This window comes from Phytomonospora endophytica (assembly GCF_014202425.1).
GTDB classification, from domain to species: domain Bacteria; phylum Actinomycetota; class Actinomycetes; order Mycobacteriales; family Micromonosporaceae; genus Phytomonospora; species Phytomonospora endophytica.
Genome location: NZ_JACHGT010000004.1, coordinates 489,041 through 513,193 on the forward strand (window position 1 = coordinate 489,041; position 24,153 = coordinate 513,193).

The window sequence follows — 24,153 nt, forward strand, 5'->3', positions numbered from 1 at the left end:
CGTGTCTCACATGCGCAGACTCACCCTCGCCGACCTGGAGTCCCGGGGCATCGGCCCGGTCTACGTCCCCGTCGCCGTCGGACACGACCCCGACGGCGACGGAACCGACGCCGACGGTCACCACCCGCCCCACGACGTCCCCGAGGTCCTCTGCGTCCTGCACGGCGAAGGCGTCGTCGAGATCGACGGCGTCGCCACCACCTTCGGCAGCGGCGACGTCTTCATCATCGAACCCGGCGAACAACACCGCCTCATCGGCCACGGCGACCTGCCCGTCGTACACGCCTGGCTCCAACTCCGCGCGACCTGACGCCCGCCCCCACGGCGTGTCAGGATCATGGACATGGCCGCCGACACCCTGCCCCGCCAACTCAGCCGCACCCGCCACTTCGGCTCGGGCGCGCCCGGATCCTTCACCGTCTCCGCCGACGGGAACACCGTCCTCTACCTGCGCTCCCGCGCCGGAGACGACCCCGTCGCCCTCCTGTGGGCACTCGACGTCGCCACCGGTGAGGAACGCGTCCTCGTCGACGCCGCCGCCCTCGCCGACGAGAGCGAACTGCCCGAGGCCGAGAGGATCCGGCGCGAACGCGCCCGCGTCCGCTCCGCCGGGATCACCTCCTACGGCGTGGACGCGCAGACCCGCCTGGCCGTCTTCGCGCTCGCCGGTCGACTGTGGACGGTCGAGATCGCCACCGGCGTGGCCAAGGCCCTGCCCGCCCGCGACGGCGCCTTCGACCCCCGCATCGACCCCACCGGCCGCCGCGTCGCCTACGCCCACGACGGTTCCGTACGAGTCGTCGAGGTCGACGGCTCCGGCGACCGCGCCATCGTCGAACCCGACGGGCCCGTTGTCCGCTTCGGCGTCGCCGAACACGTCGCCTCCGAGTCCATGCACCGCCAACGCGGCCACTGGTGGTCACCCGACGGCGAACGCCTCCTCGTGACCCGCGTCGACGAATCGGCCGTCGACGTCTGGTACATCGGCGACCCCGCCGAACCGGCCACCCCGCCCCGCGAGTTCCGCTATCCCCCCGCCGGCGGCACCAACGCCGACGTGAGCCTCCACGTGTACACGGTGGACGGATCCGCCGCACCCGTCGCCGTCGACTGGGACCGCAAGGGATTCGAATACCTCGCCGAAGCCGGATGGGACGCCCACGGCCCCGTCATCACCGTGCAGAGCCGCGACCAGCAGACCGTGCAGGTGCTCGCCGTCGACCCCGCCGACGGGACGACCTCGACACTGCACACCGAACGCGACGACTGCTGGGTCGAACTCACCCCCGGCACCCCCGCCCGCACCTCGACCGGCGCGCTCGTCTGGATCGGCACCGGAGACCGCCGCCTCCACATCGGCGGCGAAGCCGTCACACCCCAAGGCGTCTACGTCCGCGCCGTACTCGGCGTCGACGGCGACACCGTCCTCTTCAGCGCCTCCACCGCCCCCGTCTCCGCGCACCTGTGGACATGGCGACCCGACGAAGGCGCCCGCCGCCGCAGCGTCGAACCGGGAGTGCACGGCGGCGCCGTCGGAGGCGAAGGGACGCTCGTGCACGTCGCGAGGACGCTCGACTCGGTCGCGCCACGAGTACGTGTCCTGCGCGCGGGAGCCGAAGCGGCCGAAGTGAAGACCTTCGTCGAGACACCCATCCTCGACTCCAGGCCCGAGCTCCTCGTACTGGGGGAGCGCAAACTCAACACCGCGCTGTTCCTCCCATCATGGTTCAAGGAAGGCGACGCGCCCCTGCCCGTCCTCATGGACCCCTACGGAGGCTCCGCCGGACAGAAGGTCATGGCCGTGCAGAACGGCGCGACCCTGGTCTCGCAGTGGTTCGCCGAGCAGGGCTTCGCCGTCGTGGTGGTCGACGGCGCAGGAACACCCGGACGCAGCCCGGCCTTCACCCGCGAGACGTACCTCGACAAGGCGACACCCGTGCTCGCCGACCAAGTCGCCGCACTGCGGGAACTCGGACGGCAGCGCCCGGAACTGGACCTGACCCGCGTGGGAATCCGGGGATGGTCCTTCGGCGGATACCTCGCCGCGCTCGCCGTTCTGCGCAGGCCCGACGTGTTCCACGCGGCGGTCTCCGGGGCGCCCGTGACGGACATGCGCATGTACGACTCGCACTGGCAGGAACGGCACCTCGGGCACCCGGACGAGCACCCCGAGGCGTACGACCATTCGTCGCTGATCGCCGACGCGCCGAAGCTGTCGCGGCCACTGCTGCTCGTGCACGGACTGGCGGACGACAACGTGTTCCCCGTGCACACGCTGCGGCTGTCGCACGCGTTGCTGGTCGCGGGGAAGCGCCACGACGTGCTGCCGCTGGTGCGGACGACGCACATGCCGACGGATCCGGCGGCGGGCGAGGGATTGCTGTGGGCGCAGGTGGAGTGGTTGAGGGGGGCTCTGGGGTAGGGGTAGGGGTTTGCGGGGGCGCGTGTTCCTTGAGGCGCGGGTTCACCCTCGCACCGAGGCATCCGCGTCCCCGAGACCGGGGGCGTTGCCGGGGGCCCTGCCCCGGACCTCACTTCGCGGGATTGTGGCGTCCACATATGACCATGAGGTGATGGACGTTTTCTCCGCTCGCCTCGTCGCTGTTCTTCCCGGCTTCCACGACGGCCGCCGCATCGACGTCACCGCGTATCCCGGCAAGACCTTGCTGAGTGTGCGTGCCGACGACGCTCTCAGTGTTCATGAGCTCGCCACCCTCGGTGAGGCCATGCCCGCCGTGTTTCCCGCGCCGTGGGCATCGTGTCCGACCGCCGTCTCACCGTCGGGCGAGCTCGCCGTCTTCTGCGGGACGCACGCCCTCCGCGCCGTGGACAGTTCGGGGCGGACGCGATGGGAGCACAGGCACGCGTGCTGGGCATGGCGCTGCCAGGAGCCGCACCGTGACGAGGCCGAGTACGAAGGCGACGCCGATCACCGTTCGACCGGCTCCGGCTCGGCGCACTTCTCCGCTGACGGACGTTTGATCTGGGCGCACGTTCGTACGGGCATCACCATCATCGACGCCCATAAGGCGGCCCCCACCCACGCGTGGCTCGTCTTGGACGCGGCGACAGGTGAGGTCCTCGCCCAAGCGGACGTCGAGACTTACGCCCACGCCTCGGACCACATCGCACACCCCGACCCCAGCCGCATGGGCTTGGACGGCGACCCTCTGCTGTGGGGTCACTTCGACGGGTCGGCACTGCACATCGAGCGGACGACTGCCGGGGACATCGTGACCGACGCCGACCGGGCCGGCGAGCACTACCTCACCCTCGACGAAGGGAGGTCGACAATGGGCCTGCACAGGCTCGCCGACGGCGGGTTGCTCGCATCGCTCGCGCCGCCCCCGTTCGAGGGCGTCAGCCCCACCCAGATGGCGGAGGACGACGACTACCAGTCCCGCTGGCAATGGGTGCCCCGATTCCTCGACGCGACAACGGTCCTCGCCCCCACCAACGAAAGCGACGTCCTGTCACAGCCCGACCGCCACTGGCTCGTCGACCTCCCGTCGATGCGCCCACGCGGCCACATCAGCTACCCCGTACCGATCGGACGCCGCCTCACAGTGCTCGGACACGGCCGGTGGATGACATACGACATGGACCCGTCGACCTTCGGCCTCACCCGCGCCCCACAGTACGACCACGAAGCCGGAAGACCCCGCCTCTGGGAACTGGCGTAACAGACCAGAACCAGACCAGACCAGACCATCAAGTGGCACCCACCAACAAGACCGCACCCGCACCCACAGCTCTAACGCGGGGCACCTTACTTCCCGTTATCAGGGGAGTAGGCACGCTAGCCGCAACGCTTGGCGGCGTCCCCTGAAGGTCGCGCCAGCGCGACCCACCCACTACTAACCTGTGTCTCCGTCGCTTCGGCCAGGGATTGGTGCAACACGAAGGTTCTGGGGCTGTCAAGGGCGCTCTTTCCCTTGACAGCCCCAGGTTCTTCGTGTCCCCTTGACCGGCCGAAAAAGACGGAGACACGCATGTGCCAAACAACCTCAGCCCGCGCCCCGGCCACCCGACCGGAGACCGCTAAGGCACCCCCAGTCTCCCGAGCGAGGCCGGGGGTCAAGGGGGCGAAGCCCCTTTGCGGGGTCCGGGGCAGAGCCCCGGTCACGGCCCGAAGCCAGAGCCCCGGTCACGGCCCGAAACCACAGCCCCCGGCAACGCAACGCAACCCCACCCCCACCCGCCCCCAAAGAAACAAACCCCTCAGCGCAGCGGTGGAGACGGTCAGCGCAAAACCAACCCCAAGCACACCACCGCCCATCGCGAGAAGCGACGATGAGCACGGTGTTCACCCACCCCCTACCCCAACCGCACCGAATCCCGCCCCCGCGTGTGCGTCAGCGTGAACACCATCGCCGAGCACTTCCACCCACCCGCCGTCCGCACCAGCGTGTGCTCGTACGTCCCCCAGAACTCCCACAGCTCGTCCCCGAGCTTGTTGTACCCGGCGCCCTTCGAGAACACCCACGCCTGATCCCCGTCGAGGTTGATCTCGTGGTTCGTCCTCAGATGAAAGCTCGACTTCCCCGGGTGCAGGTTCGTCCGCCAGGACGCGACGAGCGCGGCCGCCGGCACCACCGTCGGGGCCCCGCCGCCCAGGCTGCTGAAGTCGATGTGCACGTGTTCGGTGAACAGCGACAGGCAGTGTTCCCAGTCCTTGACGTCCACGGAGTTGTCGATGCCGTCGACGACGGCTTTGATCTCGTGCATGTCCGCGAGGAGTTCGATCGGTCTGGCCACGGCGGGTCCTCCTCGTGCGCAACGGATGTCGGGGCGGTAGTGAGGAGACTACCGCCCCGGGGTGTCACCAGGCTCGCGCGTAGTCGACGGTCAGGGTGCTGTTCAGGTCGGCGTCGGGCTCGACCTTGCAGTCCCAGCTTCCGTCCGGGCATTGGCGGTCGGTGGCCCATCCGCCGACGGCGACGTTGAGGATGATCTTCGCGGGCGAGTTCGCGGGCACCACGAAGGGTTCCTCGGCGATGAAGACGCCGTCGATGGAGAACTTCGCGGTCCCGCCGGGCCCGGTGGTCCACTCCACTTCGTAGATGTGCCACTGGCTCGGGTCGATTCCGCCGGGGAATGCGGCACCGTTGCCGTTCGTCGCGGTGTGCACGTGCCACTGGGGCACCCAGGAGCCGCCTCCGCCGTTCTCCATGAGGTCGAGTTCGCCGTACTGCGGCCACGCGTCCTCGGGTTGCCCGAGTGTCCAGATCGCCGGCCAGGCACCGACCTCGAAGCCCGACATCCTGGCGCGCACCTCGACGCCGCCGCCGGAGCCGATGAGCGTGTTCGACTCGACGCGGGCGGAGGTGTAGTCGTAGGTGACACCGTCCACCGTGGTGCTCTCGTCCCGTGCGGTGATGACGAGGTTGCCGTTCCCGTCGAGCTTGGCGTTGTGCCCGCCGTCGGTGTAGCACTGGCGTTCTTTGTCGGCGGGCCGTCCGCCCCACTGGCAGCCGGTCTGCTGGGTCCAGCGGGCGGCGGCGGGCTGGGCGCCGGCGACGCCGGTGAAGTCGTCGTTGAACACCCAGTCGGCCTGTGCCGCGGAGGCGGGCACGACCACCGAGGCGGCGGTCGCGGCCACCGCGGCGGCCGTTCGCAGGAACGTGGTGAAACGCATGGGCGGCGGTCCTTTCGTCGAGGGACCGCGCCAGGCTAGTGGATCATCCGCAGTGGAGGAAGTGCCGTGTGCGGAGGGATGTGCGCTTCTACCGGGGCAGCTCTCCACTGGGATCCAGCCGCCCGATCGCAAGGGCGAGCCGCAGCGTGAAGGCGTCGTGCGACACCGTCGGCGAGAACCCCGTCACCTCGGTGATCCTCCGCAGCCGGTACCGGACGGTGTTGGGGTGCACGTACAGGGCCCGCGCGGTCCCTTCGAGCACTCCGCCGCTGGCGATGAACGCGTCCATCGTCTCCAGCAGTTCGCCGCCGGCCTTCGTCAGCGCCGTGTAGATCTGCGTGCTCAGTATCTGGCGGGCGTGCTGGTCGCCGAGCAGCGCGCGTTCGGGCATCAGCTCGGTCGCCGACACCGGCCGTGGCGCGTCGGGCCAGGCCGCCGCGGCGCGAAAGCCCATCTGGGCGGCGCGGGCCGACTCGCTCGCCTGCTCCAGGGTCGGCACGGCCGGGCCGACCACGATGGGGCCGTCGCCGAACTTCCCGGCGAGTTTCTCGACGGTCGCCAGCGGTTCCGCCACACCCCCCAGGACCGCCACGAGACGGTCGCCGTGGACTCCGGCGAGCACGTCCACGCCCAGCCGCCGTGTCGTGCGGTGCAGGGCGTGCAGGACCGCGCTGGCCTCGCCGCCGGGGGAGCGGCCGACGGCCACCGACACCGGCGTCGCGTCCGACCAGCCCAGGGCGGCCGCGCGGGAGGTGAGTTCGTCGCCCGCCTCACCGCGCAGGAGCGCGTCGACGAGCAGCGCCTGAAGTCTCGCGTCCCAGGCACCGCGCGTTTCGGCGGCCCGCGCGTAGACCCGCGCGGCGGCGAAGGCGACCTCGCGGGAGAAGCGCAGGACCGCTTCGGCGAGTTCGACGCTCTCGCCTTTCGCGGCCAGCTGGGGGACCTGCTCCTCGACGACCTCGATGGTCACCTTCACCAGCGCGACGGTGTGCTGGAGGCTGATCGCGCGCGCGAGTTCCATCGGCGCGGCCTCGAAGACCTCGTCGGAGATCGCCGAATCGGTGCCGTCGTTGCGCAGCCACTCCACGAAGGACCGCACGCCGGCCTGCGCCACGAGCATGACCATCGACCGCTGGTCGGCGGGGAGGTCCCGGAACCACGGGAGAACCTCGTCCATCCGCGCCACGCTCTGGGTGGCCAGCGCCCCGGCCGCCCGCTCGACGTTGCGGATCGTGGCAGCAAGTTTCATCGCGCCAGCCTGCCATGAGGCCCGCTCGTCGAGCCGGGGTGGTCGCAACCGCCGAGTGCGGACATACTGCTCCGTGGGCTACTGGTCGTCCATCTGCTTGTTGAACGTGGACGTCGTGTCCTCGTCGATCATGCCGTACAGCCCGCCGATCTCGGAGAGCGCTCCCGCCACGGAGTCCATGCGGGCGTCGGCGTCGCGGTAGAGCCCCCGGTCGCGGGCCATGACGCGCTGGACGTCGCCGTAGAACCCGACGCCGAGCCCGAAGGCGCGGGGGGTGAGGTGGGCCTCGGCGGCCTCGGTCTGGTGCCGGTCGGCGTTGTCCCAGTACGCGCCGTTGTTCCGGAAGGCGGCGATCATGGTCGCCATCGCCTCGGTGTCCATGCGCAGTTCGCCGCCGGGGCGCCAGTTGTCCTTGCGGTCGGCGTCGTTCCAGGACGGGTCGGCGGGCAGGGGGAGACGCGGTTCGCCGACGTCGGCGACGCCGGGCAGGCTGCCCGCCTCGGCGAGTTTCTCGCCGGCCTTGTACTCGTTTCCGGCGAGTTCGAGCAGGGCGGCGGCGATGCCGCTGACGTAGGCGGCGTAGCGGTCGACGATGCCGAGGACGAGCGGGACGGCGACGGCGAGGTTGCGTCCGGCCTGCGCGACGGCGGCGGTGACCTCGCCGCCGGTGTGCCAGGTGCGTTCGACGATGCGCTGCCACAGGTCGGTGAGGGCCTGGCGGAAGAGGCGGACGGCTTCGGCGGTCTTGCCCGCCGATTCCTCCATCGACTCGATCGCGGCCATGAGTTTGGGCAGGTAGGCGTTGAAGGACTCGGCGCCTCCGCCGACCCAGGAGCCGCTGAAGCGATTACCGGCCGCGCCGATCTCGTCGCGGGCGGCGTTGAGTTCGGCGGCGACGGCCCGGTCGAGGAGTTCGCTGCCGGTGTCGAGGAGTTCGGGTTCGCCACGGGCCTCGCGCAGGACCTGGAAGGCGATGCTGAGGGTCTCCTCGGCCTCCCAGGCGATGGCGGCGACCTTGACGTACAGGTCGGCGGCGGCCGCGCGCAGGTCGGCGGGGAGGGTCGCGAGAACGGCGTCCATGCCGGGGAGGGTCATGACCGCGGCCCTCCGCCGAAGGCGGACGCGACGGCCGAGCCCGGGTCGCCGGGGTGGCGGCGCCAGTTGCCGATGGTGTCCCCGGCGACGCGGACGTCGTCGTAGGCGTGCTGGCGCAGGGCGTCGACGGCCCGGTCGGCGGCCTGGAGAGCGGAGGTGATCATCTCGCCCATCGTCTCGGGGCCGTGCTGGTCCTTGGCGCCGTGCCGGAGTTCGAGGCTGACGGCCCGGCCGTGCCCGTCGTAGATCGCGCGGGCGAGGTTGCGCGGGGACGTCGCGGTGATCCGGGCGGCGCTGAGCCGGTCGGCGAGTTCGGCGCACTGACGTGCCGCGCCGTCCCCGGACGTATCGGTGTCCTCCACGCGACCTCCTAGCGCCGGGCGGTCTGTTCGTAGTCGTGCCAGAAGTCGGCGGCGACCTTTTCGGCTCGTCCGCGGGCCAAGCTGAGCGCGGTCAGGACGGCTGCGCACAGTTGTTCCTCGGTCGCTCTGTTGTACCGGACCGTGTCAAGTTCGACGCGCTGGACCTTGCCGAGGCCGTCGCAGACGACGGTGGCGAGACCGTCGGGGGAGCGGGCCTCGACGCGTTCGTCGGCGATCTGCTCGCGGAGGTCCTCGGCGCGTTCGGCGGCGGCGAGCATGGTGCGGCGCGCCGTGCCGAGCCTGCCGAGCAGGTCCTCGACCTCGGCGGCGCGTGCGAGCGTCTCCGTGTTGCTCATGGGCTCCTGGGGGGCGCGGCGCGTTGATCCGACGTGGGTCAGTGTGCCAAAGATGCCACGGCGGGCGCGTTGCCCACCCTCGGCGGGTCTGCGCGGGGCCGGTGCGGGGTCAGCCGGACGTGTCGTCATGCGCGGGGAGGGGTTCGGTGCGGGCGAGCAGGACGATCATGGCGATGTGGGCGGCGGTGAACGTGAGCGCGACGAGGCCGAGCAGGGGTGTTCCGCCGAACAGCGTCAGGAGGGTCAGGAGTGCCCACACGAAGGCGCCGAAGGAGCCGGTGATGATCGCGGCGGTGCGGAGTTTCCCGGCGGTACCGCGCAGGAGGGGGAGGGCGAGGATCCCGGCGCAGACCGAGGCGCAGGCTCCGAGGCTCTCGCTGTCGGCGACGGAGGCGAGCCCGCCGATGCCCGCGGTGGCCAGGAGGAAGATGACGCCGCCGGCTCCGGCGGCGCCCATCAGCACGAGAAGCGCCCGCGACGGCCGCCACTCTTCGGCCTCGTCGTCGTGTTCGGCGGCGAACCAGTCGAGGGCCTGGCGGGTGCGGAGCATGCGGATGGCGAGGCCGTTGACGACGGCGAAGAAGGCGCCGACGAGGGCGGCGGCGGTGAGTATCGCGGTCAGCAGGCCGCTCCACGGGCCCGTGCGGTCCCGGCCGAGGTTGGTGACGGCGAGGACCGTGCTGACCACGGCGACTCCGCCGGTCAGGATCGCGCTGACCGAGCAGAGGACGAGGGCGGCGCGGCGCAGCCCGTCGCGGCCGGGCGCGAAGCCGACCGCGAGGATCCCGGTCGCCAGCGCGGGCAGCGCGAGGCACAGCAGCAGCAGATTGCCGCCGCCGTAGCCGCCGAGCCGGCCAGCCTGGTTGAGCAGGATCAGGACGGCGACGAAGGCGGGCACCGCTATTAAAGTGGTGGCGACGATGACCTGGCGTGGTCTGGGCGCGACGGACACGAGCTCCCCGTTCGACATCGAACTCCCCCGTTGTGGACCGGCGCGTCCCCCGCGCCTCGCCGGTGACGTGGCGGGTCACCGGCCGTAGCGGGGAGTTTGCCAAAGCCGCATCACGGGTGCAAGCGGTCGAACGGTCAGCTCACCCGTCCGCTGCGCCGACGAGGACGACGTCGAGCCGCCGGGGGCCGTGCACGCCCTCGACGCGACGCAGCTCGATGTCGCTGGTCGCCGAGGGACCCGAGATCCAGGTGAGCGGCGACGCCGGGCTCCGCAGGCGCGCGATCGCCTCCGGGACGGTGGCGACGACCTGTTCGGCGAACAGCACGCAGACGTGGCGGTCGGGGACGAGCGTCAGCGCGCGCCTGCCCTGCGCGGGACCGGCGTCGAGGACGATCGTGCCGGTCTCGGCGATCGCGACGGCCGCGCCGGTGAGCACGGCGTCGCTGGTGTCGAGGCCGGGGACGTCGGGGTCGGCGCGTACCTCGCCGGTGTGCCCGGCCAGCCACTCGACGGGCAGGTCGGCGGGCACGGCGAGGACCGTCGCGTCGGCCAGGACCGCCGACAGGGTCGTGGGCAGGCCGTCGGGGGTGGTCTCGTGGACGGTGGCCTTGTAGTCGCGGAGCCGGTCGACGAGCAGCGCCCGCAGCTCCTCGGGGTCGGTGGTCCCTTCGCGCCGGTAGTCGCGGACCGGTTCGGGCTCCACCGGCGCGTCCCGCAGCGCGGTGCGCAGGCGGGCCAGGACCTCCTCGCGTGCGCTCACTCGCCTTCTCCGTTCGCTCCGGTGCCCTCGGCGGCTTCCCGTTTCCACCAGTCCCGGAAGGACTCCCTCGGCGGCACCGGCAGGTCCCGCGAGGACGTCCAGCCCGACATCGGCCACGGCAGACGGCTCAGCGAACCCTTGCCGCGCCACGGTGAGGAGCCCATCCGCGCCGCCCGCAGCCCCGCCTCGTAGCGGCGGCGGCTCCTCATCACCCAGCCCATCGTCGCCATCGCCGACTTCTCCGCGGCGTTCTTGGGCGCCTCCTGCCGCAGGTGCACCAGCACCTCCGGGATGTTGATCTTCACCGGGCACACCTCGTAGCAGGCACCGCACAGCGAAGACGCGTACGGCAGCGACTTGTTCGCCGCCACCCCCGTCAACTGCGGCGACAGGATCGCCCCGATCGGGCCCGGATACACCGATCCGTAGGCGTGCCCACCGGTCCGCTCGTAGACCGGGCACACGTTCAGGCACGCCGAGCAGCGGATGCAGTGCAGCGCCTGGCGGCCCACCTCGTCGGCGAGCGTCGCCGAACGGCCGTTGTCGATCAGGACGATGTGGACGTCCGACGGGCCGTCGCCGTCGGTCGCGCCCGTCCACATCGACGTGTACGGGTTCATGCGCTCGCCGGTGGAGGAGCGGGGGAGCAGCTGCAGGAAGACCTCCAGGTCGGCGAAGCGCGGGAGGATCTTCTCCACGCCGACGACGCTGATCAGCGTCTCGGGCAGCGTCAGGCACATCCGGCCGTTGCCCTCGCTCTCGACGACGACCAGCGTCCCCGTCTCGGCGACGGCGAAGTTCGCGCCCGACACCGCCACCTTCGCCGACAGGAACTTCGCCCGCAGATGCCGTCGCGCCGCCTCGGCCAGCGCGGCCGGTTCGTCGGTGAGGGACGCGTCGGTGCCCGGCATACGCGCGGCGAACAACTCGCGGATCTCGCTGCGGTTCTTGTGGATGGCCGGGACCAGGATGTGCGAGGGCTCGTCCCCGGCGAGCTGCACGATCAGCTCCGCCAGGTCGGTCTCGGTCGCCTCGATGCCTTGTGCGGCAAGGGCTTCGTTCAGGCCGATCTCCTGGGTGGCCATGGACTTGACCTTGACGATCTCGCGCTGGTTCCGCGCCCGGATCAGGTCGCCGACGATCCGGTTCGCCTCGTCGGCGTCGCGCGCCCAGTGCACCACCGCGCCCGCCTCGGTCGCCGCCGTCTCGAAGCGCTCCAGCAGTTCCGGCAGGTTCCGCATCGTCCACGCCTTGATCGCGCGGCCCGCCTCGCGCAGCGGCTCCCAGTCGCCGGTCCGCTCGACCTCCTCGACGACCGCGGCCCGTTTCGCGCGGATCGTGCCGGTCGCCCGCCGCAGGTTCGCGCGCAGGCCGATGTCGCGGACGCGGGGTTTGGCGGCCGTCGGGAAAGGCAGCCCGACGAGGTTCCCCGAACCGTGCGGGATGGTCATCGCAGCACTCCTTCACCGGTGTGCCCGGCGCTCGGGCCGCGGTCGTGCTCCCGCGCGGCGAGGATCTCGGCGTAGTGCATCACGCGCATCCCCGCCCGCATCCGGGAAAGGCCGCCGCCGATGTGCGTCAGGCATGAGTTGTCGGCCGCCGCGAGGATCTCGGCATCGGTGGACAGGGCGTTGCGGCACTTGTCGGTCAGCATCGCCGTCGACACCTCGGCGTTCTTCACCGCGAATGTCCCGCCGAAACCGCAGCACTCGTCGGGGGCCGGCAGGTCGGCCAGCTCGATGCCGCGGACGTTGGCCAGCAGGGACAGCGGCTTGTCGCCGAGACCGAGCATGCGCAGGCCGTGGCAGGTCGGGTGATAGGTGACCTTGTGCGGGAAGTACGCGCCGGTGTCGGTCACGCCGAGGACGTCGACGAGGAGTTCGGAGAGCTCGTAGGTGCGCGCCGACACGCTCGCGACCCGCCCGTCGCCGGGCGCGAGGCCGGGGAAGGAGTCACGGACCATCGCCGCGCACGAACCGCTCGGCGACACGATCGCGTCATAGGGGTCGAAGACGCCCGCGAAACGCTTCGCCAAGGGCACCGCCTCGGCGCGATAGCCGGTGTTGGCGTGCATCTGGCCGCAGCACGTCTGCTCCGCCGGGAAGTCGACGTCGTGGCCCAGCCGCCTCAGCAACCGCACCACGGCCTTGCCCGTTTCGGGGAACATCAGGTCGTTGACGCAGGTGATGAACAGGGCGATGCGCATGGCCGTCATCCTGCCCGACGGGGCCGGTGATCTTGGCCGGTGGTGCCCGGCGGGTTCCGAAACGTGGGATGCGCCGGTAGGGCATCATCGCACCACACCCGGCAAACCCCCGAAGGACGACGACCTTGTACCCCGACGCACTCGCCGACCTTGAGCAACGCCTGCGAGCCAACCACGACGTCGCCGACGCGACCGTTCTCGCGGCCATCCCCGCCCTCCTGGCCAAGGCGGTGCACGCCGACCCGGCCTTCCGGGAACGCGTCCTGGGGCTGGCGGTGGCGGCCGTCGTCGGCCACGCCGCGGCACACCCGGAAGAGCTGGAGCCGTACTGGGAGCGGACCTGGCGGCAGTCGCTGTCGACGGTGCTGACCCTCGCCGAGCACGAGTATCCGCAGGTCCGGCGCCTCGCGGTGTTCATGCTCGCCGACGCGCGGTACTTCGCCGACGACGTGTGCCTCGCGCTGCGGACCCGCTGGCTCGACGAACCCGAGCCGGTGATCCGCCTGACCATCCTGCGCACCGTCGGGGCCCTGCTCCGCCACGCGCGGCCTGAGTCGCGCAAGGAGCTGTTCGAGTGGCTGTCGGGCGTGACGCGCCCCGCCGGCTCGGAGATCGCGATGGCGGCATCGCTGGCGCTGAGGGGATTCGGACGGGGGGAGGGGGTGTAGGGGACGTGGCATCCTCACCTCACCGCTCCCGCGCCTGGTCCCGCCCGGCGGCGCCTACGTGAGGGCGACGGTGACGCCGTTGCCGAAGAAGGAGTCGCGGAGCTCGATGGTCGCGAACACACCCAGAGCCTTCCGGTACGCGCCTCTTCGCCGTTGAGCCGTGCTCGGCGCACAGAAAGGCGCGGCGCCCCCGAGACGCCGCGCCCTCACACCCCTACTCGCGCTCCTCCCGTCGTGCCCGCCGGCGGCGCCACACCCACGCCCCCAGCGGGATCAGACCGGCGCCGAGAGCGGCGACGCCCACGATCCCGACCTGCGAACCGCCCGACTCCGACGGCCCCGTCGACGGCGACTCCGAGCCCGAACCCGACGGTGAGCCCGACGGGACGACCGGCCAGCCCTCGCCGCGGTCGGCGGCGACTCCTTGCTCCGGCATCATCGGCGGCTCTGCCGCCGCGGCCTCGGCGATACCACCGATCACCGCCCCGGTCATGACGGCGCTGACGGCCGCGAACTTCCAGCCCGAGTTCACATCCACCCCCTGGTCGACGGACGGCGAGCCGCTGACGCGGCCCGCCCGCAACGCCTCAGACCGTAACATCCCTATTCGTACCAATGTCGACAAAAGTACGTTCTGTCGATTTCCCGGCCCGGACGTGACGGGAACCCGCCGTATGCGAATGCGACCCTTGTCCGATGAGCGATCTTGAGCTGCACGCGCGCGGCCCCGCCACCGACGAGGAACTCAACGAGCTCTTCGCCGCCTCCTGGCCCGGCGAGCACCGGCCCATCGACTTCTCCGCGATCCACGCCCGCAGCCTCACCTGGGTCATCGCCCGCCGGGACGGCGGCCAGGGCGACCCCGTCGGCTACGTCAACGTCGCCACCGACGGCGGCGCCCACGCCTTCCTCCTCGACACGACCGTCCACCCCGACCTGCGCCTCGCCGGGCTCGGACGGCGTCTCGTCCTCGAAGCCGTCGCCGACGCGCGGGCGCGCGGCGCGGCCTGGCTGCACGTCGACTACGAACCCCACCTCGAAGGCTTCTACCGCTCCTGCGGCTTCCGCCCGACCACAGCGGGCCTGCTCCGTCTCGACGGCCCGGAATCGGCGTGACCTCCGCCCCGGCGTGCGCGACACTGACCCGGTGAGCAGCGAAGACGACACGGCCCTCACCGTCGGCCGGGCCGCGGCCCTCGTCGGGGTCAGCGTCAAGACCCTCCACCACTGGGACGCCGTCGGCCTCGTCCGCCCCGGCGGCCGCACCCGGGCCGGCTACCGCGTCTACTCCGGCGAGGACGTCGCCCGCGTCCACCGCGTCCTGGTCTACCGGGAACTCGGCTTCCCGCTCGCCGAGATCGGCCGGCTCCTCGACGACCCCGCCGTCGACGCCCGCGCCCACCTCCGGCGTCAGCGGGCGCAGCTCGTCGAACGCGCCGACCGCCTCGCCGACATGGTCCGGGCCGTCGACCGCATGCTCACCGCCACCGGCGGCGGCATGCGGCTGACCCCCGAAGAACAGGTCGAGATCTTCGGCGACGACTGGGATCCGGCCTGGACCGCGCAGGCCGAGGAACGCTGGGGCGACGGCGAACAGTGGGCCCAGTACGCCGAACGGGCCGCCACCATGTCCCCGCAGGACTGGAAGGACACCGCCGCGACCACCGCCGAACTCAACGCCGACTTCGCCACCGCCATGCGCGACGGCGTCGCGCCCGGCTCACCCGCGGCCAACGCGCTCGCCGAGCGGCACCGCGCGCTGATGTCGGGCTACTTCGACACCACGCACGCGATGCAGGTCTGCCTCGGCCGGATGTTCGCCGACGAACCGGGCTACGCGGCCTACTACGAGGGCCTCGCGCCGGGCCTGGTGGTGTGGCTCCGCGAGGTCATCTTCGCCAACGCGCGCGCCAACGGCGTCGACCCGGAGACGGCGACCTGGGGCTAGTCCTCGCCGGCGGTCTCCGGGTACCGCTTCACGACAGCCGCTCCCGGGCCTCCATCAGCGCGAAGCCGAGCAGGTTCTCCCCGCGCCACCGGCTGGGAAGCCCCGCGCGGGGATCGTCCCGGGTGAGCCCGATGCCCCAGATCCGGTCGGACTCGCCTCGACGAGCACACGCCCGCGCGTCCCGGCCAGGAAGGCGCCCAGATCGGCGTGCTGCCCGAACTTCGCGACGTTGGCGGCCACGACGATCTCGAAGCGCTCGGTCTCCCAGCGGTCCTGCTCGAAGTCGCGCACCTGCCGCCCGAAGCCCTTGGCCGTGCGCGGATGCCCGGCGGCGAGGATCTTCGCCTCCATCTCGGCGTGGTCGAAGAGCCTGGCCTTGGCGGCCATCATGTAGTGCTCACAGGTCCGGTAGGTCACACCGTCCACGGTGAACGGTGCCGGCCACCACTGGCTCAGGCACGAGGCCGTCACGGTGCCGTCGGCGGACGGCGCGTGTCCCCAGAAATGCAGGAACCTCACGGGGACGCCCGCCGCTTCGGCGGCGACGGCGGCGGCGAGGTCACGCGGCGGCTGGTTCACGCCCACAGCGTGGCACGGGCCTGTGACGGCGGCATCCGGTTATGTCCCAGCCGCGTGCCATCATGCCCGACGAAATCTACTTTGGAGGGACGCATGGCGACCGTGACTTTCCGGGACGAGAGCATGACCGGGAAAACCTTGGCCGAGTTCGACGTGCCGGATCTGCCGAGCCGCATCAGCGTCGGCGAACTGATCCGCCTGCGCGTCCGCGAAGAGGTCGCCCGGTACAACGCGGCCCCTTCGCGACGTTTCCAGGGGCTGGTCAAACCGACCGACGCCGAGGTCGAGCTCAACGGCTACCGTCTCGACAAACCCCGTCGCCTGGACTGGGAGAAGCAGGCCGACGCGGCCCTGGAAGCCTTCGGCCGCAACGGTTTCATCGTCCTGGTGGGTGATCGCCAGGTCGAGTCCCCCGAGGAGGAGATCGACCTCGACGCCGAGCCGCTGGTCGCCTTCGTCCGGCTCGTTCCGCTGGTGGGCGGCTGACATGGGCGACTCCTTCATCGGCACCGGCCCCCTCGACCCCGAGGCCGCCGAACTGCTCGCCGAGTCGATCCGCGTCCCCGTCAACCGCTTCGCGGACTGGCCCGCGGTGTCCACCCGCGTCGTCGAGGTCGGTGAAGCGCTGCGGAAGGCGTCGATCGGACGGCGCTACGCCTGGAACCACCCCCTCAAGGACACCAAGGCCGGTGAGGTGCTCGCCGGACTGCCCACCGAGGACCTTCGCGCGGCGGGCCTGTGGGCGATGCTCTACCGCTGGACCGGCGGAACCGACCGCACGCACCTCGACCTCTGCAACGCGGTCACCGACGTCGTGGCGGTGCGCAGGCTCGCCTGGACGGCGCGGGAGATCTCGGTCCTGCTCGACTGTGCCGCCCGCTACCGGAACTCCTACCACCTGCCGGTCGTGCTGAAGCTCCCCGTGTCGGCCGCCGCCCGCCTGGGTGACGACGAGCTGCGTGCCCTCCGTGAGCCGATCCTGGCCGCCCGTACGCGCGCCGCCGAGTGCTTCGAGGACATGAACCCCGACCGTCGTGGCACGACCGTCAAACAACTGGAGCAGCTCGCCGGCCGACTCGGCCACGAAGCCGACGACCTCCCCGCGATGATCCTCAACGACCTCGACGCATTCGGCCCACGGGTCCGCGAGGCCCTCGGTGAACGCGTCAAGGACCGGGCCCTCATCGCGCTGCTCAAACACGCCGTCGGCGTGAGCAGCGGAGCCCGGCCGACCGCCTCCTGGCGTAAGCAGGCCGCCCGGCTCGTCGCCGAACCCGTCCACGAGGCCGTCCGCCAGATTCTCACCGTCCTCGTCGCCCACCGCGAAGAACTCGTCGTCTCACCGTCGAGCCATGGCGACTACGGCTTTCCCGTCTACCTCGACGGCGGGAATCTCGACATGGCGCGCGGCCTGGTGTGGGCGGTCGCGACCCTCGACGCGGCGTGGGTCCCCTCGCTGCTGGGGGATCTGGCGGTCACCGCGGCGGTCCGGATGGCCGGTGGCTGGGGAGAGCTGCGCAGTGAGCGCCTGGTCAACGCCGCCATCGGTTCGCTCGGTGAGCGCGCCGACGACGCGGCCGTCGCGCAGCTGTCGCGGATCCGTTCCCGCCTGCGCCGTAAGACGATGCTGAAGTCCGTCGACAAAGCACTGTCCACAGTGGCCGAACGCGGTGGGATCAGCCGCGAGCGTCTCCTCGACCGAACCGTCCCCGACTACGGCCTCGACGCCGACGGTGTCCGCAGCGAAGCGGTCGGCGAGCACACCGCCGTTCTCGCGCTGACCGACGACGGGGTGAGCCTGGTCTTCGCCGACGCCGCCGGCAGGCGCCTGGCCGGGGTGCCGATGGCGGTTCGCGCCGACCACGCCGACGTCCTCGCCGACCTGCGCCGGGAGGTCAAGGAGCTCAAGCAGATGCTGCCCACGCAGCGTTTCCGGATCGAGGAGGCGCTCGGGTCGGGCCGGGTCTGGGACGGTGCCGAGTGGCGCGCGTACTGCCTGGAGCATCCCGTGACGGGCCGGATCACCCGGGCGCTGATCTGGGAGATCTCCACCGACGGCGGCGCGAGCTGGCGGGCCGGGCTGCCCGCCGAGGGTGAGTTGTCCATGGTGGACGGTGGTCTTCTCGTGGTGCCCGCCGACGCCCGGGTCCGCCTGTGGCACCCGGTCCGTGCCGACCGTGACGAGGTCGCCGCCTGGCGCGATCGGTTCGCCGAGGAGCGCTTGCGGCAGCCTTTCAAGCAGGCCTACCGCGAGATCTACCTCCTCACCCCCGCCGAGGAGTCCACACACGACCACTCGAACCGTTTCGCCGCCCACGTTCTGCGCTACGGCCAGGCGCGGGCCCTGCTCACCTCGCGCGGCTGGTCCGCGCCGAGCCTGGGCTACTGGGACGGCGGGTACGAGGGTGCGGCCGTCCGCGTCTACCGCGACGAGGCCGGTGGCGCCGAGTTCCGGGCGAGTTTCGACGTCACCCTCATCGCCACCGAGACCGACGGCGGCAACCCGGCGCTCTGCTCGACCGGCCGGGTCCACTTCACCCTCGACGGCGTGTCCGTCGCCCTGCGCGACATTCCCGCCCTGGTCTTGTCCGAGGCCTTCCGCGACTGCGACCTCGCCGTCGGCGTCACCTCCATCGCGACCGACCCGACCTGGGCCGACACGGGCCGCGACAGCGACCACTGGGACTACTGGAGTCGCGCGAGCACCGCCGATCTCGGCGCCGCCGCGCAGATCCGGCGGGAGGCCCTCCGCAGGCTGCTGCCCCGGACGAAGATCGCCGACCGGGTCGAGATCGGCGACCGTTTCGTTCGCGTGCGCGGCAACAAGCGCACCTTCAAGGTCCACATCGGATCGGGCAACATCCTGATGGAGCCGAACGACTCCTACCTGTGCATCGTCGCCAAGCCGCACGGCGGAAAGCAGCTCTTCCTGCCCTTCGAGGAGGCCGACGGGATGCTGGGGGTGATCCTGTCGAAGGTGTTCCTGCTGGCCGCCGACGACAAGATCACCGATCCGACGATCACCAGGCAGCTGGTGTAATCGACGACCGCCGGGCTCGTATCGGGCCCGGCGACACCGCCGAGCCCGGATTCGCCGCCACGATCCCGCGCCACCTCGCGGGCCAGGACGCCCGAGCGGATGCCGGCGTGTTCGGCGCCGGAGTCGGGCCGGTCTCTCGGGTGCCTCCACCGGCGTCCCGGCCTGCGCCTATGCTGTGGCGCTATGCCGAACCCGTACGAGCCCACCGCCCGCGTCCCCCTCGGCCGCAGCGGCCTGCCGGTGACCCGACTCGGGCTCGGCCTCGCGCCGATCGGCGGCCTCTACGCCGAGGTCGGCGCCGACACCGCCACCGACACCGTCGACGCCGCCTGGGACGCCGGGATCCGGCTCTACGACACCGCGCCCCTCTACGGCGCCGGGCTCTCCGAGATCCGCTCCGGCGAGGCGCTGCGGAAACGCCCGCGTGACGAATACGTCCTGTGCACCAAGGTCGGGCGGCAGCTCGTCTCCGGAAGCGAAGGGCAGCAGGAGGCCTGGGCCGAGGACACCGGGCTCGTACCGGTCTTCGACTACGGCTACGACGGCGTCATGCGCTCCCTGGAGGCCAGCCTCACCCGCCTCGGCCTCGACCGCGTCGACGTCCTGCACATCCACGACCCCGACGACCACTGGGACGAGGCGATCAACGGCGCCGCCGTCGCCCTGCGCGAACTGCGCGACCAGGGCGTCATCGGGGCCGTCAGCGCGGGCATGAACCAGGCCGCGATGCTCACCCGCTTCGTCCGCGCCGACGCCGTCGACTGCGTCCTGCTCGCCGGGCGCTACACGCTCCTCGACCAGTCGGGCCTCGACGAGCTGCTTCCCTTGTGCGCCGAGGAGAACATCGGCGTCATCCTGGGCGGCGTGTACAACTCCGGGCTGCTGGCCGATCCGTCGGAAGACGCCCGATACGACTACGCAACGGTCGATGCGGGCACTTTGGCCAAAGCTCGCGCGATGGGCGAGGTGTGCGCACGCTACGATGTGCCGCTACGTGCGGCCGCGCTGCGGTTCTCGCTGGCCCATCCGGCCGTGAGCGCCATCGTCGTCGGTGCGCGCAGTCCAGAAGAGGTGACCGACAACGTGGCGATGGCCCGCCACGACATACCCGCTGAGTTGTGGTCCGACCTGCACCGGGCCGGAATGCTCGACGAGAAAGCACCCGTCCCATGATCATAGACGCCCATCACCACCTGTGGCAGTACGACAAGGGCTACAAGTGGCTCGACGCCAAGCCCGAACTGGAACCGCTGCGCCGTCCGTACACGGTGGACGACCTGGTCGCGGTCACCGGACCCGCCGGGGTCGGCAAGACCGTCCTGGTCGAAGCCGGGCTGGGCAAGACCGGTGAGGTCGCCGAGTTCCTGGCCATCGCGGCCAAGAACGACACCGTCGCCGGAGTCGTCGGCTGGGCCGACATCCGCGACTCCGGTCTGGCCCGCACCCTCGCCGAGTACAGGGAACTGCCCGGCGCCGACAAGCTCGTCGGCGTGCGCGACCACCTGCAGGACGACCCCTTCCCCGCCGACTGCGCCAGCGCCGAGGTCGTCCGCGGCGTCCAAGCCGTCGCCGAGGCCGGACTGACCTTCGACCTGCTCGTCCGCGTCGAACAGCTGCCCTACGTCGCCAAACTCGCCGGCGCCGTCGAGGAGACCCTGTTCGTCCTCGACCATCTCGGCAAACCGGGGATCGGCGCCGACGGCTTCAAGGCCTGGCGCGAGGCGCTCGCGCCTCTGGCCGCGCACCCCCACGTCGTCGCCAAGATCTCCGGACTCGTCACCGAGGCCGACTGGACACAGTGGACGATCGCGGACCTGCGGCCCTACTTCGAATGCGCGGTCGAGACCTTCGGCGCAGAACGCCTCATGTGGGGCTCGGACTGGCCGGTCTGCACCCTCGCCGCCGAATACCAGCGCGTCCTGGACGTCACCAACGAGCTCATCGACGAGTTCGCGCCGACCGAGCGGCGCAGGATCCTCGGCGGAACCGCCGCCGAGGTCTACGGACTGGAAGGCTGAGGCCGCGAGCACCATGGAAATCGCCCTGCACACCCGACTCAACCCGGGCCGCGAACTCGACTACGACAAGGTCCACGAGACCATCCCGGCCGAGCTCGCCGCCGCCCTCAAAGAGGCCGGCGTGCGCGACTGGCGCATCTGGCGCGACGGCACCCACCTGTTCCACCTCATCGACGTCGAGGACTACCAGGCGATGCGCGCGGCCCTGCGCGAACACCCCGCCAACGTCGCGTGGCAGGAACAGGTCGGGCCGCTGCACGAGGTCAAGGACAACTACGACGGGCGCGACTCCGGTATCGCGCACGTCTGGTCGCTCAGCGAGCAGGACTCCTAGAGCTCGCTCACGACGATGTCGGCGCGGCCCGGCCCATCCCCTTCGACGGTGTGGCCGAGGTCGCGCAGCACGTCGAGCAGCTGCGCGGCCTTCCTCGGCCGCGCGCCCGCGATCAGCAGGTCGCGGACGATGCGGCCCTTGGTCGCCTTGTTGAAGTGGCTCACGACGGTCCGTGCCGGTTTCCCGCCGATGATCCGCTCGTGCAGCACCCGCACGGTGACGACCTCGCCGTCGGCCGGACCCGGCCGCCACGCCGGGATGTAGGGCGACGAACGCAGGTCGAGCACCACCCGGCCGTCGACGAGCCCGGGCAGCACGGCCGCCAGATGCTTGCGCCAATACGTTGCCAGGGAACCGATCCCGGGCAGATTCACGCTCATCGACAGGCGGTACGGCGGGATCCGGTCACCGGGACGCACGACGCCCCACAGACCGGAGAAGACGTGCAGGCTGGCCGTCGCTCGGCGCTTGGCCGCCGCGTCCAGAGTGGACAGGTCCAGTGCCTCGTAGAGGACCCCGGAGTAGAGCTTCGACGCCGCCTGCGCCGGCGCGGTGAACAACGCGGCGTCCTTGTCGAGCTCGCCGTCCTGGCCTTCGCTGATGCCGAGCACCTCGCGCGCCTTGACACGGTCCACGTCCGTCGCGAGCCGTACCAGGGCCTCGCCGACCTCCCGTCGCGCGTCGGTGAGCGAAGACAGCGACAGCCCCGCGAGGTCGACCGGAGCGCCGCGCTTCGTGGCGGTCTTGCCCTCGGAGGGCGGCAGGAGGATCAGCACGCCGAAAGTCTATGAGGGCCGAGGGCGACGGGGATGGGCAGGTGGGGGCGGGTGTGACGGGTCGGGCCGAAGCCGGGGCGCGCTCCCACACGGACCCCGTCCGGCTCCTAACCCATCAACCCGCGCTGCACACGGTCCCGTTGAGCCTGAACACCGTCGGCAGCACGTTCGGGCCGCCGTAGTTCCCGACGAAGCCGACATTCGTACCGCCGCCGTCCGGCGCCAGCACCCGGTTGTGCTCGGCGGGCGTGACCTTCACGTCCCGGCCGTCCTGCGCCCAGACGCCGTTCCAGCCACCGTCGATCCGCTGCCAGGAGCTCGCCCAGGCGTAGGTCAGGGTCCAGCCGTCGATCACGGCCGGGCCGGTGTTGACGATGTCGATCCCGCCGATGTAGCCGTTGCCCCAGTCCCCGCCGGCGGTGAAGCGCACGGCGCACGTGCTGCGCGTCGGTGTCCCGGTCGTGAAACTCAGCGGCGGCGACGCCCACGAGACGCGGCCCGCCGTGTCCCTCGCCAGAACGTTGACGGTGTAACGGGTTCCCGGATTGAGGTTGCCGACGGTCAGCGACGTGCCGCCCGTCTCGCCGAGCTGCTCGTCGACGGCGCCGTTGCGCCCGTGCAGCTCGTACTTCGCGACCGGGGCCGCGCCCGCCGCGCTCGGCGGCCAGGAGATCGTCGCGGAGCGGTCGGTGACCGCGTTCGCGACGGGCTGCCCGGGCGCGCCCGGTGCCCCGGTGCTCGGCCGGGACGGGTGCAGGACCAGCGTGGTGAGCGAGTACGGCGGCAGGGTGCGTGCGGTGGCGCTGCCGCCGGCCGACTCGGTGACCGACGTGCCGCCGTTGGTGTAGGTGAACACCGTCGGCGCGGCGGCCGACGGGGTGTAACCGGTGTAGGTGACGTCGACCGAGCGCGGGCCGTCGGGATCCTTGTTGAGCAGCAGGACCGCGAGGTCGCCGTTCGGGCGGCGGGCGGCGTGCGCCGAGACGAGCGGATCGCTGGATCCGGCCGCCACGAAGCGATCGCCGGGCCGCACGAACCTGTCCATCATGGATAGCCCGAAGTAGGGCGCGAAGGGCGTGTTGAAGGCGGGCTCGCAGACCGATCCGTCGGCGGTGCAGTTCCCGCTCGACAGCAGGCCGAAGTCGCCGTAGTCGGTCTGCCCGGCGACGGTCGAGACGGTGCCGATGCCATTGTGGACGTTCCACCAGTTCACGGTGAACACGCCTTCGGCGAGCAGCCCGCTGTAGGCGTCGGCGAGGAACAGCGCGCCCGGCTGGGTGTTCTGCCCGACGCCGACGTTGAGTTCGGTCATGCTGATCTGGATGCGTGAGGCCGAAGGCCCGGCGTGGCGGGCGATCTGTTCGCGCAGCAGGCGCATCGCCGGTGCGATGTGCTCGGCCCGGGTCAGCGATTCGGCGGCGGTGCCGCCGCCGGGATACCAGTGCACGTCGGCGAAGTCGATCGCCGAACCCGCCAGTGCGAGGACGACCTGGTTCCAGCTGCCCTCGTCGCCGCCGGCGGTGATCGCGTCGGGCCAGTTGCCGGGCATGGTGAGCACGGCACCGACCTTGATGGTCGGGTCGACGGCCTTCATCGCCCGGGAGTAGGCGACGACTTCGGCGGCGTAGTACGCCGGGTCCTTGCGCGGGCGCTCGTCGGCCTCCCAGGCCGAGCCGTAGTGGCCGTTGCCGTAGTTCTCGTTGCCGACGGTCCAGTACTTCGCGCCGTATCCCTTGGTGACGTTGGCGTAGCGGACCCAGCCCGCGGCCTCCGCCGCCGAGGCGGTGCCGTAGTTGGCGATGATCATCGGTTCGGCGCCGGTCCGCCGGGTGGCGGCCATGAAGGCGTCGAAGTCGGTGCCCGGGGCGACGTAGCCGCCGGGGGCGGTGTGGGTCTCCCAGTGGTAGATGTCGGCGTAGGAACCGCCCGGGTAGCGCAGCATCCGAACCCCGGCGGCGCCGAGCAGGTCGGCGGTGGCGTCGGAGGCGAGTTCGGCGTCCCAGATGGCGTGGTTGAGGCCGAGTCCGGTCTCCGGCATGGTCGCCAGGCCCCCGTTGGCGTTGACGGTGACCGAGACAGCCGGGGCCGCGGCGGCCGGTACCGGGGCTAAGAGCCCGGCCCCGGCGAGGGCCAGAGCCGTTGCGGCTAAGGGGATGCGATGAGTTCTCAACA

General features: G+C 71.4%; 24 protein-coding genes and 1 pseudogene. 11 read left to right on the forward strand and 14 right to left on the reverse strand.

Annotation, left to right across the window (positions count from 1 at the left end; translation table 11 throughout):
* Window positions 1-10 precede the first annotated feature (10 nt).
* From HNR73_RS11455 to HNR73_RS11465, 3 genes are all read left to right on the forward strand, one after another.
* A complete protein-coding gene (locus HNR73_RS11455) occupies window positions 11-310 on the forward strand; it encodes a cupin domain-containing protein (protein ID WP_184787336.1) in 300 nt (99 codons plus the stop codon).
* 33 nt (window positions 311-343) lie between these two features.
* Window positions 344-2,422 (forward strand): S9 family peptidase, encoded by a 2,079-nt coding sequence (locus HNR73_RS11460; RefSeq protein ID WP_184787337.1) that lies wholly within the window; start codon window positions 344-346, stop codon window positions 2,420-2,422.
* Window positions 2,423-2,573: 151 nt separating this feature from the next.
* The gene (locus HNR73_RS11465) at window positions 2,574-3,683 is read left to right on the forward strand and encodes a hypothetical protein (protein WP_184787338.1); all 1,110 of its coding nucleotides are present in this window, start codon (window positions 2,574-2,576) and stop codon (window positions 3,681-3,683) included.
* Window positions 3,684-4,317: 634 nt separating this feature from the next.
* Here HNR73_RS11465 and HNR73_RS11470 read toward each other — a convergent pair.
* The 10 genes from HNR73_RS11470 to HNR73_RS11515 all read right to left on the reverse strand — a co-directional run bounded on the left by HNR73_RS11470 (window position 4,318) and on the right by HNR73_RS11515 (window position 12,618).
* On the reverse strand, window positions 4,318-4,758 hold the full coding sequence (locus tag HNR73_RS11470) for a nuclear transport factor 2 family protein (protein ID WP_184787339.1): 441 nt from the start codon (window positions 4,756-4,758) through the stop codon (window positions 4,318-4,320).
* A 64-nt stretch (window positions 4,759-4,822) separates the two neighbouring features.
* Window positions 4,823-5,638, reverse strand: coding sequence for a glycoside hydrolase family 16 protein (locus HNR73_RS11475; protein WP_184787340.1), 816 nt, complete (start codon window positions 5,636-5,638; stop codon window positions 4,823-4,825).
* Window positions 5,639-5,726: 88 nt separating this feature from the next.
* On the reverse strand, window positions 5,727-6,887 hold the full coding sequence (locus HNR73_RS11480; protein ID WP_184787341.1) for a PucR family transcriptional regulator: 1,161 nt from the start codon (window positions 6,885-6,887) through the stop codon (window positions 5,727-5,729).
* A 78-nt stretch (window positions 6,888-6,965) separates the two neighbouring features.
* A complete protein-coding gene (locus HNR73_RS11485; RefSeq protein ID WP_184787342.1) occupies window positions 6,966-7,967 on the reverse strand; it encodes a hypothetical protein in 1,002 nt (333 codons plus the stop codon).
* Between the two features lie 11 nt (window positions 7,968-7,978).
* On the reverse strand, window positions 7,979-8,344 hold the full coding sequence (locus HNR73_RS11490) for a YbaB/EbfC family nucleoid-associated protein (RefSeq protein WP_184787343.1): 366 nt from the start codon (window positions 8,342-8,344) through the stop codon (window positions 7,979-7,981).
* Window positions 8,345-8,352: 8 nt separating this feature from the next.
* Complete coding sequence (locus HNR73_RS11495; RefSeq protein WP_184787344.1) at window positions 8,353-8,700, reverse strand: YbaB/EbfC family nucleoid-associated protein; 348 nt, start codon at window positions 8,698-8,700, stop codon at window positions 8,353-8,355.
* 109 nt (window positions 8,701-8,809) lie between these two features.
* The gene (locus tag HNR73_RS11500) at window positions 8,810-9,670 is read right to left on the reverse strand and encodes a hypothetical protein (protein ID WP_184787345.1); all 861 of its coding nucleotides are present in this window, start codon (window positions 9,668-9,670) and stop codon (window positions 8,810-8,812) included.
* A 121-nt stretch (window positions 9,671-9,791) separates the two neighbouring features.
* Window positions 9,792-10,412 (reverse strand): LutC/YkgG family protein, encoded by a 621-nt coding sequence (locus HNR73_RS11505; protein ID WP_184787346.1) that lies wholly within the window; start codon window positions 10,410-10,412, stop codon window positions 9,792-9,794.
* On the reverse strand, window positions 10,409-11,863 hold the full coding sequence (locus HNR73_RS11510; protein WP_184787347.1) for a LutB/LldF family L-lactate oxidation iron-sulfur protein: 1,455 nt from the start codon (window positions 11,861-11,863) through the stop codon (window positions 10,409-10,411). Before HNR73_RS11510 ends, HNR73_RS11505 begins: the two co-directional genes overlap by 4 nt.
* A complete protein-coding gene (locus HNR73_RS11515; RefSeq protein ID WP_184787348.1) occupies window positions 11,860-12,618 on the reverse strand; it encodes a (Fe-S)-binding protein in 759 nt (252 codons plus the stop codon). Before HNR73_RS11515 ends, HNR73_RS11510 begins: the two co-directional genes overlap by 4 nt.
* 125 nt (window positions 12,619-12,743) lie before the next feature.
* On the opposite strand from HNR73_RS11515, the gene HNR73_RS11520 reads away from it, so the two are divergent.
* Window positions 12,744-13,286, forward strand: a complete 543-nt coding sequence (locus HNR73_RS11520; RefSeq protein ID WP_184787349.1) for a hypothetical protein — start codon at window positions 12,744-12,746, stop codon at window positions 13,284-13,286.
* Window positions 13,287-13,500: 214 nt separating this feature from the next.
* Here the strand turns inward: HNR73_RS11520 and HNR73_RS11525 are convergent, their stop codons facing one another.
* Window positions 13,501-13,887, reverse strand: a complete 387-nt coding sequence (locus HNR73_RS11525; protein ID WP_184787350.1) for a hypothetical protein — start codon at window positions 13,885-13,887, stop codon at window positions 13,501-13,503.
* 95 nt (window positions 13,888-13,982) lie between these two features.
* Between HNR73_RS11525 and HNR73_RS11530 the strand changes: the two genes are divergently transcribed.
* Both HNR73_RS11530 and HNR73_RS40675 read left to right on the forward strand, forming a co-directional pair.
* Window positions 13,983-14,402 carry a GNAT family N-acetyltransferase gene (locus HNR73_RS11530; protein WP_184787351.1) on the forward strand — a complete coding sequence of 140 codons (420 nt, stop codon included), beginning with the start codon at window positions 13,983-13,985 and terminating at the stop codon, window positions 14,400-14,402.
* Between the two features lie 31 nt (window positions 14,403-14,433).
* The gene (locus HNR73_RS40675; RefSeq protein WP_203686860.1) at window positions 14,434-15,234 is read left to right on the forward strand and encodes a MerR family transcriptional regulator; all 801 of its coding nucleotides are present in this window, start codon (window positions 14,434-14,436) and stop codon (window positions 15,232-15,234) included.
* A 28-nt stretch (window positions 15,235-15,262) separates the two neighbouring features.
* On the opposite strand, the pseudogene ybiA reads toward HNR73_RS40675, so the two are convergent.
* Window positions 15,263-15,813 (reverse strand): annotated as a pseudogene (gene ybiA, locus HNR73_RS11540) (riboflavin biosynthesis intermediates N-glycosidase).
* 93 nt (window positions 15,814-15,906) lie between these two features.
* On the opposite strand from ybiA, the gene HNR73_RS11545 reads away from it, so the two are divergent.
* The 5 genes from HNR73_RS11545 to HNR73_RS11565 all read left to right on the forward strand — a co-directional run bounded on the left by HNR73_RS11545 (window position 15,907) and on the right by HNR73_RS11565 (window position 21,205).
* A complete protein-coding gene (locus tag HNR73_RS11545) occupies window positions 15,907-16,299 on the forward strand; it encodes a hypothetical protein (RefSeq protein WP_184787353.1) in 393 nt (130 codons plus the stop codon).
* Window position 16,300: 1 nt separating this feature from the next.
* Entirely contained in the window at window positions 16,301-18,853 is a 2,553-nt protein-coding gene (locus HNR73_RS11550) for a DUF4132 domain-containing protein (protein ID WP_184787354.1), read from the forward strand.
* Between the two features lie 183 nt (window positions 18,854-19,036).
* Entirely contained in the window at window positions 19,037-20,026 is a 990-nt protein-coding gene (locus tag HNR73_RS11555) for an aldo/keto reductase (RefSeq protein WP_184787355.1), read from the forward strand.
* Window positions 20,023-20,871, forward strand: a complete 849-nt coding sequence (locus tag HNR73_RS11560; RefSeq protein ID WP_184787356.1) for an amidohydrolase family protein — start codon at window positions 20,023-20,025, stop codon at window positions 20,869-20,871. Before HNR73_RS11555 ends, HNR73_RS11560 begins: the two co-directional genes overlap by 4 nt.
* 13 nt (window positions 20,872-20,884) lie before the next feature.
* Entirely contained in the window at window positions 20,885-21,205 is a 321-nt protein-coding gene (locus HNR73_RS11565; protein WP_184787357.1) for an L-rhamnose mutarotase, read from the forward strand.
* Here HNR73_RS11565 and yaaA read toward each other — a convergent pair.
* Both yaaA and HNR73_RS11575 read right to left on the reverse strand, forming a co-directional pair.
* Window positions 21,202-21,981, reverse strand: coding sequence for a peroxide stress protein YaaA (yaaA, locus tag HNR73_RS11570; RefSeq protein WP_184787358.1), 780 nt, complete (start codon window positions 21,979-21,981; stop codon window positions 21,202-21,204). The genes HNR73_RS11565 and yaaA overlap by 4 nt on opposite strands.
* Before the next feature lie 115 nt (window positions 21,982-22,096).
* Window positions 22,097-24,151 (reverse strand): cellulose binding domain-containing protein, encoded by a 2,055-nt coding sequence (locus tag HNR73_RS11575; protein WP_373316646.1) that lies wholly within the window; start codon window positions 24,149-24,151, stop codon window positions 22,097-22,099.
* Window positions 24,152-24,153: the final 2 nt, after the last annotated feature.

Excerpts from the sequence above, each read along its gene's own strand:
- HNR73_RS11550 (WP_184787354.1), top strand. The coding sequence starts at position 16,301 with ATGGGCGACTCCTTCATCGGCACCGGCCCCCTCGACCCCGAGGCCGCC.
- HNR73_RS11495 (WP_184787344.1), bottom strand. The coding sequence starts at position 8,700 with ATGAGCAACACGGAGACGCTCGCACGCGCCGCCGAGGTCGAGGACCTG.
- HNR73_RS11560 (WP_184787356.1), top strand. The coding sequence starts at position 20,023 with ATGATCATAGACGCCCATCACCACCTGTGGCAGTACGACAAGGGCTAC.
- HNR73_RS11510 (WP_184787347.1), bottom strand. The coding sequence starts at position 11,863 with ATGACCATCCCGCACGGTTCGGGGAACCTCGTCGGGCTGCCTTTCCCG.
- HNR73_RS11500 (WP_184787345.1), bottom strand. The coding sequence starts at position 9,670 with ATGTCGAACGGGGAGCTCGTGTCCGTCGCGCCCAGACCACGCCAGGTC.
- HNR73_RS11475 (WP_184787340.1), bottom strand. The coding sequence starts at position 5,638 with ATGCGTTTCACCACGTTCCTGCGAACGGCCGCCGCGGTGGCCGCGACC.
- HNR73_RS11545 (WP_184787353.1), top strand. The coding sequence starts at position 15,907 with ATGGCGACCGTGACTTTCCGGGACGAGAGCATGACCGGGAAAACCTTG.
- HNR73_RS11455 (WP_184787336.1), top strand. The coding sequence starts at position 11 with ATGCGCAGACTCACCCTCGCCGACCTGGAGTCCCGGGGCATCGGCCCG.
- HNR73_RS11460 (WP_184787337.1), top strand. The coding sequence starts at position 344 with ATGGCCGCCGACACCCTGCCCCGCCAACTCAGCCGCACCCGCCACTTC.
- HNR73_RS11465 (WP_184787338.1), top strand. The coding sequence starts at position 2,574 with ATGGACGTTTTCTCCGCTCGCCTCGTCGCTGTTCTTCCCGGCTTCCAC.
- HNR73_RS11485 (WP_184787342.1), bottom strand. The coding sequence starts at position 7,967 with ATGGACGCCGTTCTCGCGACCCTCCCCGCCGACCTGCGCGCGGCCGCC.
- HNR73_RS11515 (WP_184787348.1), bottom strand. The coding sequence starts at position 12,618 with ATGCGCATCGCCCTGTTCATCACCTGCGTCAACGACCTGATGTTCCCC.
- HNR73_RS11530 (WP_184787351.1), top strand. The coding sequence starts at position 13,983 with ATGAGCGATCTTGAGCTGCACGCGCGCGGCCCCGCCACCGACGAGGAA.
- HNR73_RS11480 (WP_184787341.1), bottom strand. The coding sequence starts at position 6,887 with ATGAAACTTGCTGCCACGATCCGCAACGTCGAGCGGGCGGCCGGGGCG.
- HNR73_RS11525 (WP_184787350.1), bottom strand. The coding sequence starts at position 13,887 with ATGTTACGGTCTGAGGCGTTGCGGGCGGGCCGCGTCAGCGGCTCGCCG.
- HNR73_RS11565 (WP_184787357.1), top strand. The coding sequence starts at position 20,885 with ATGGAAATCGCCCTGCACACCCGACTCAACCCGGGCCGCGAACTCGAC.
- HNR73_RS11555 (WP_184787355.1), top strand. The coding sequence starts at position 19,037 with ATGCCGAACCCGTACGAGCCCACCGCCCGCGTCCCCCTCGGCCGCAGC.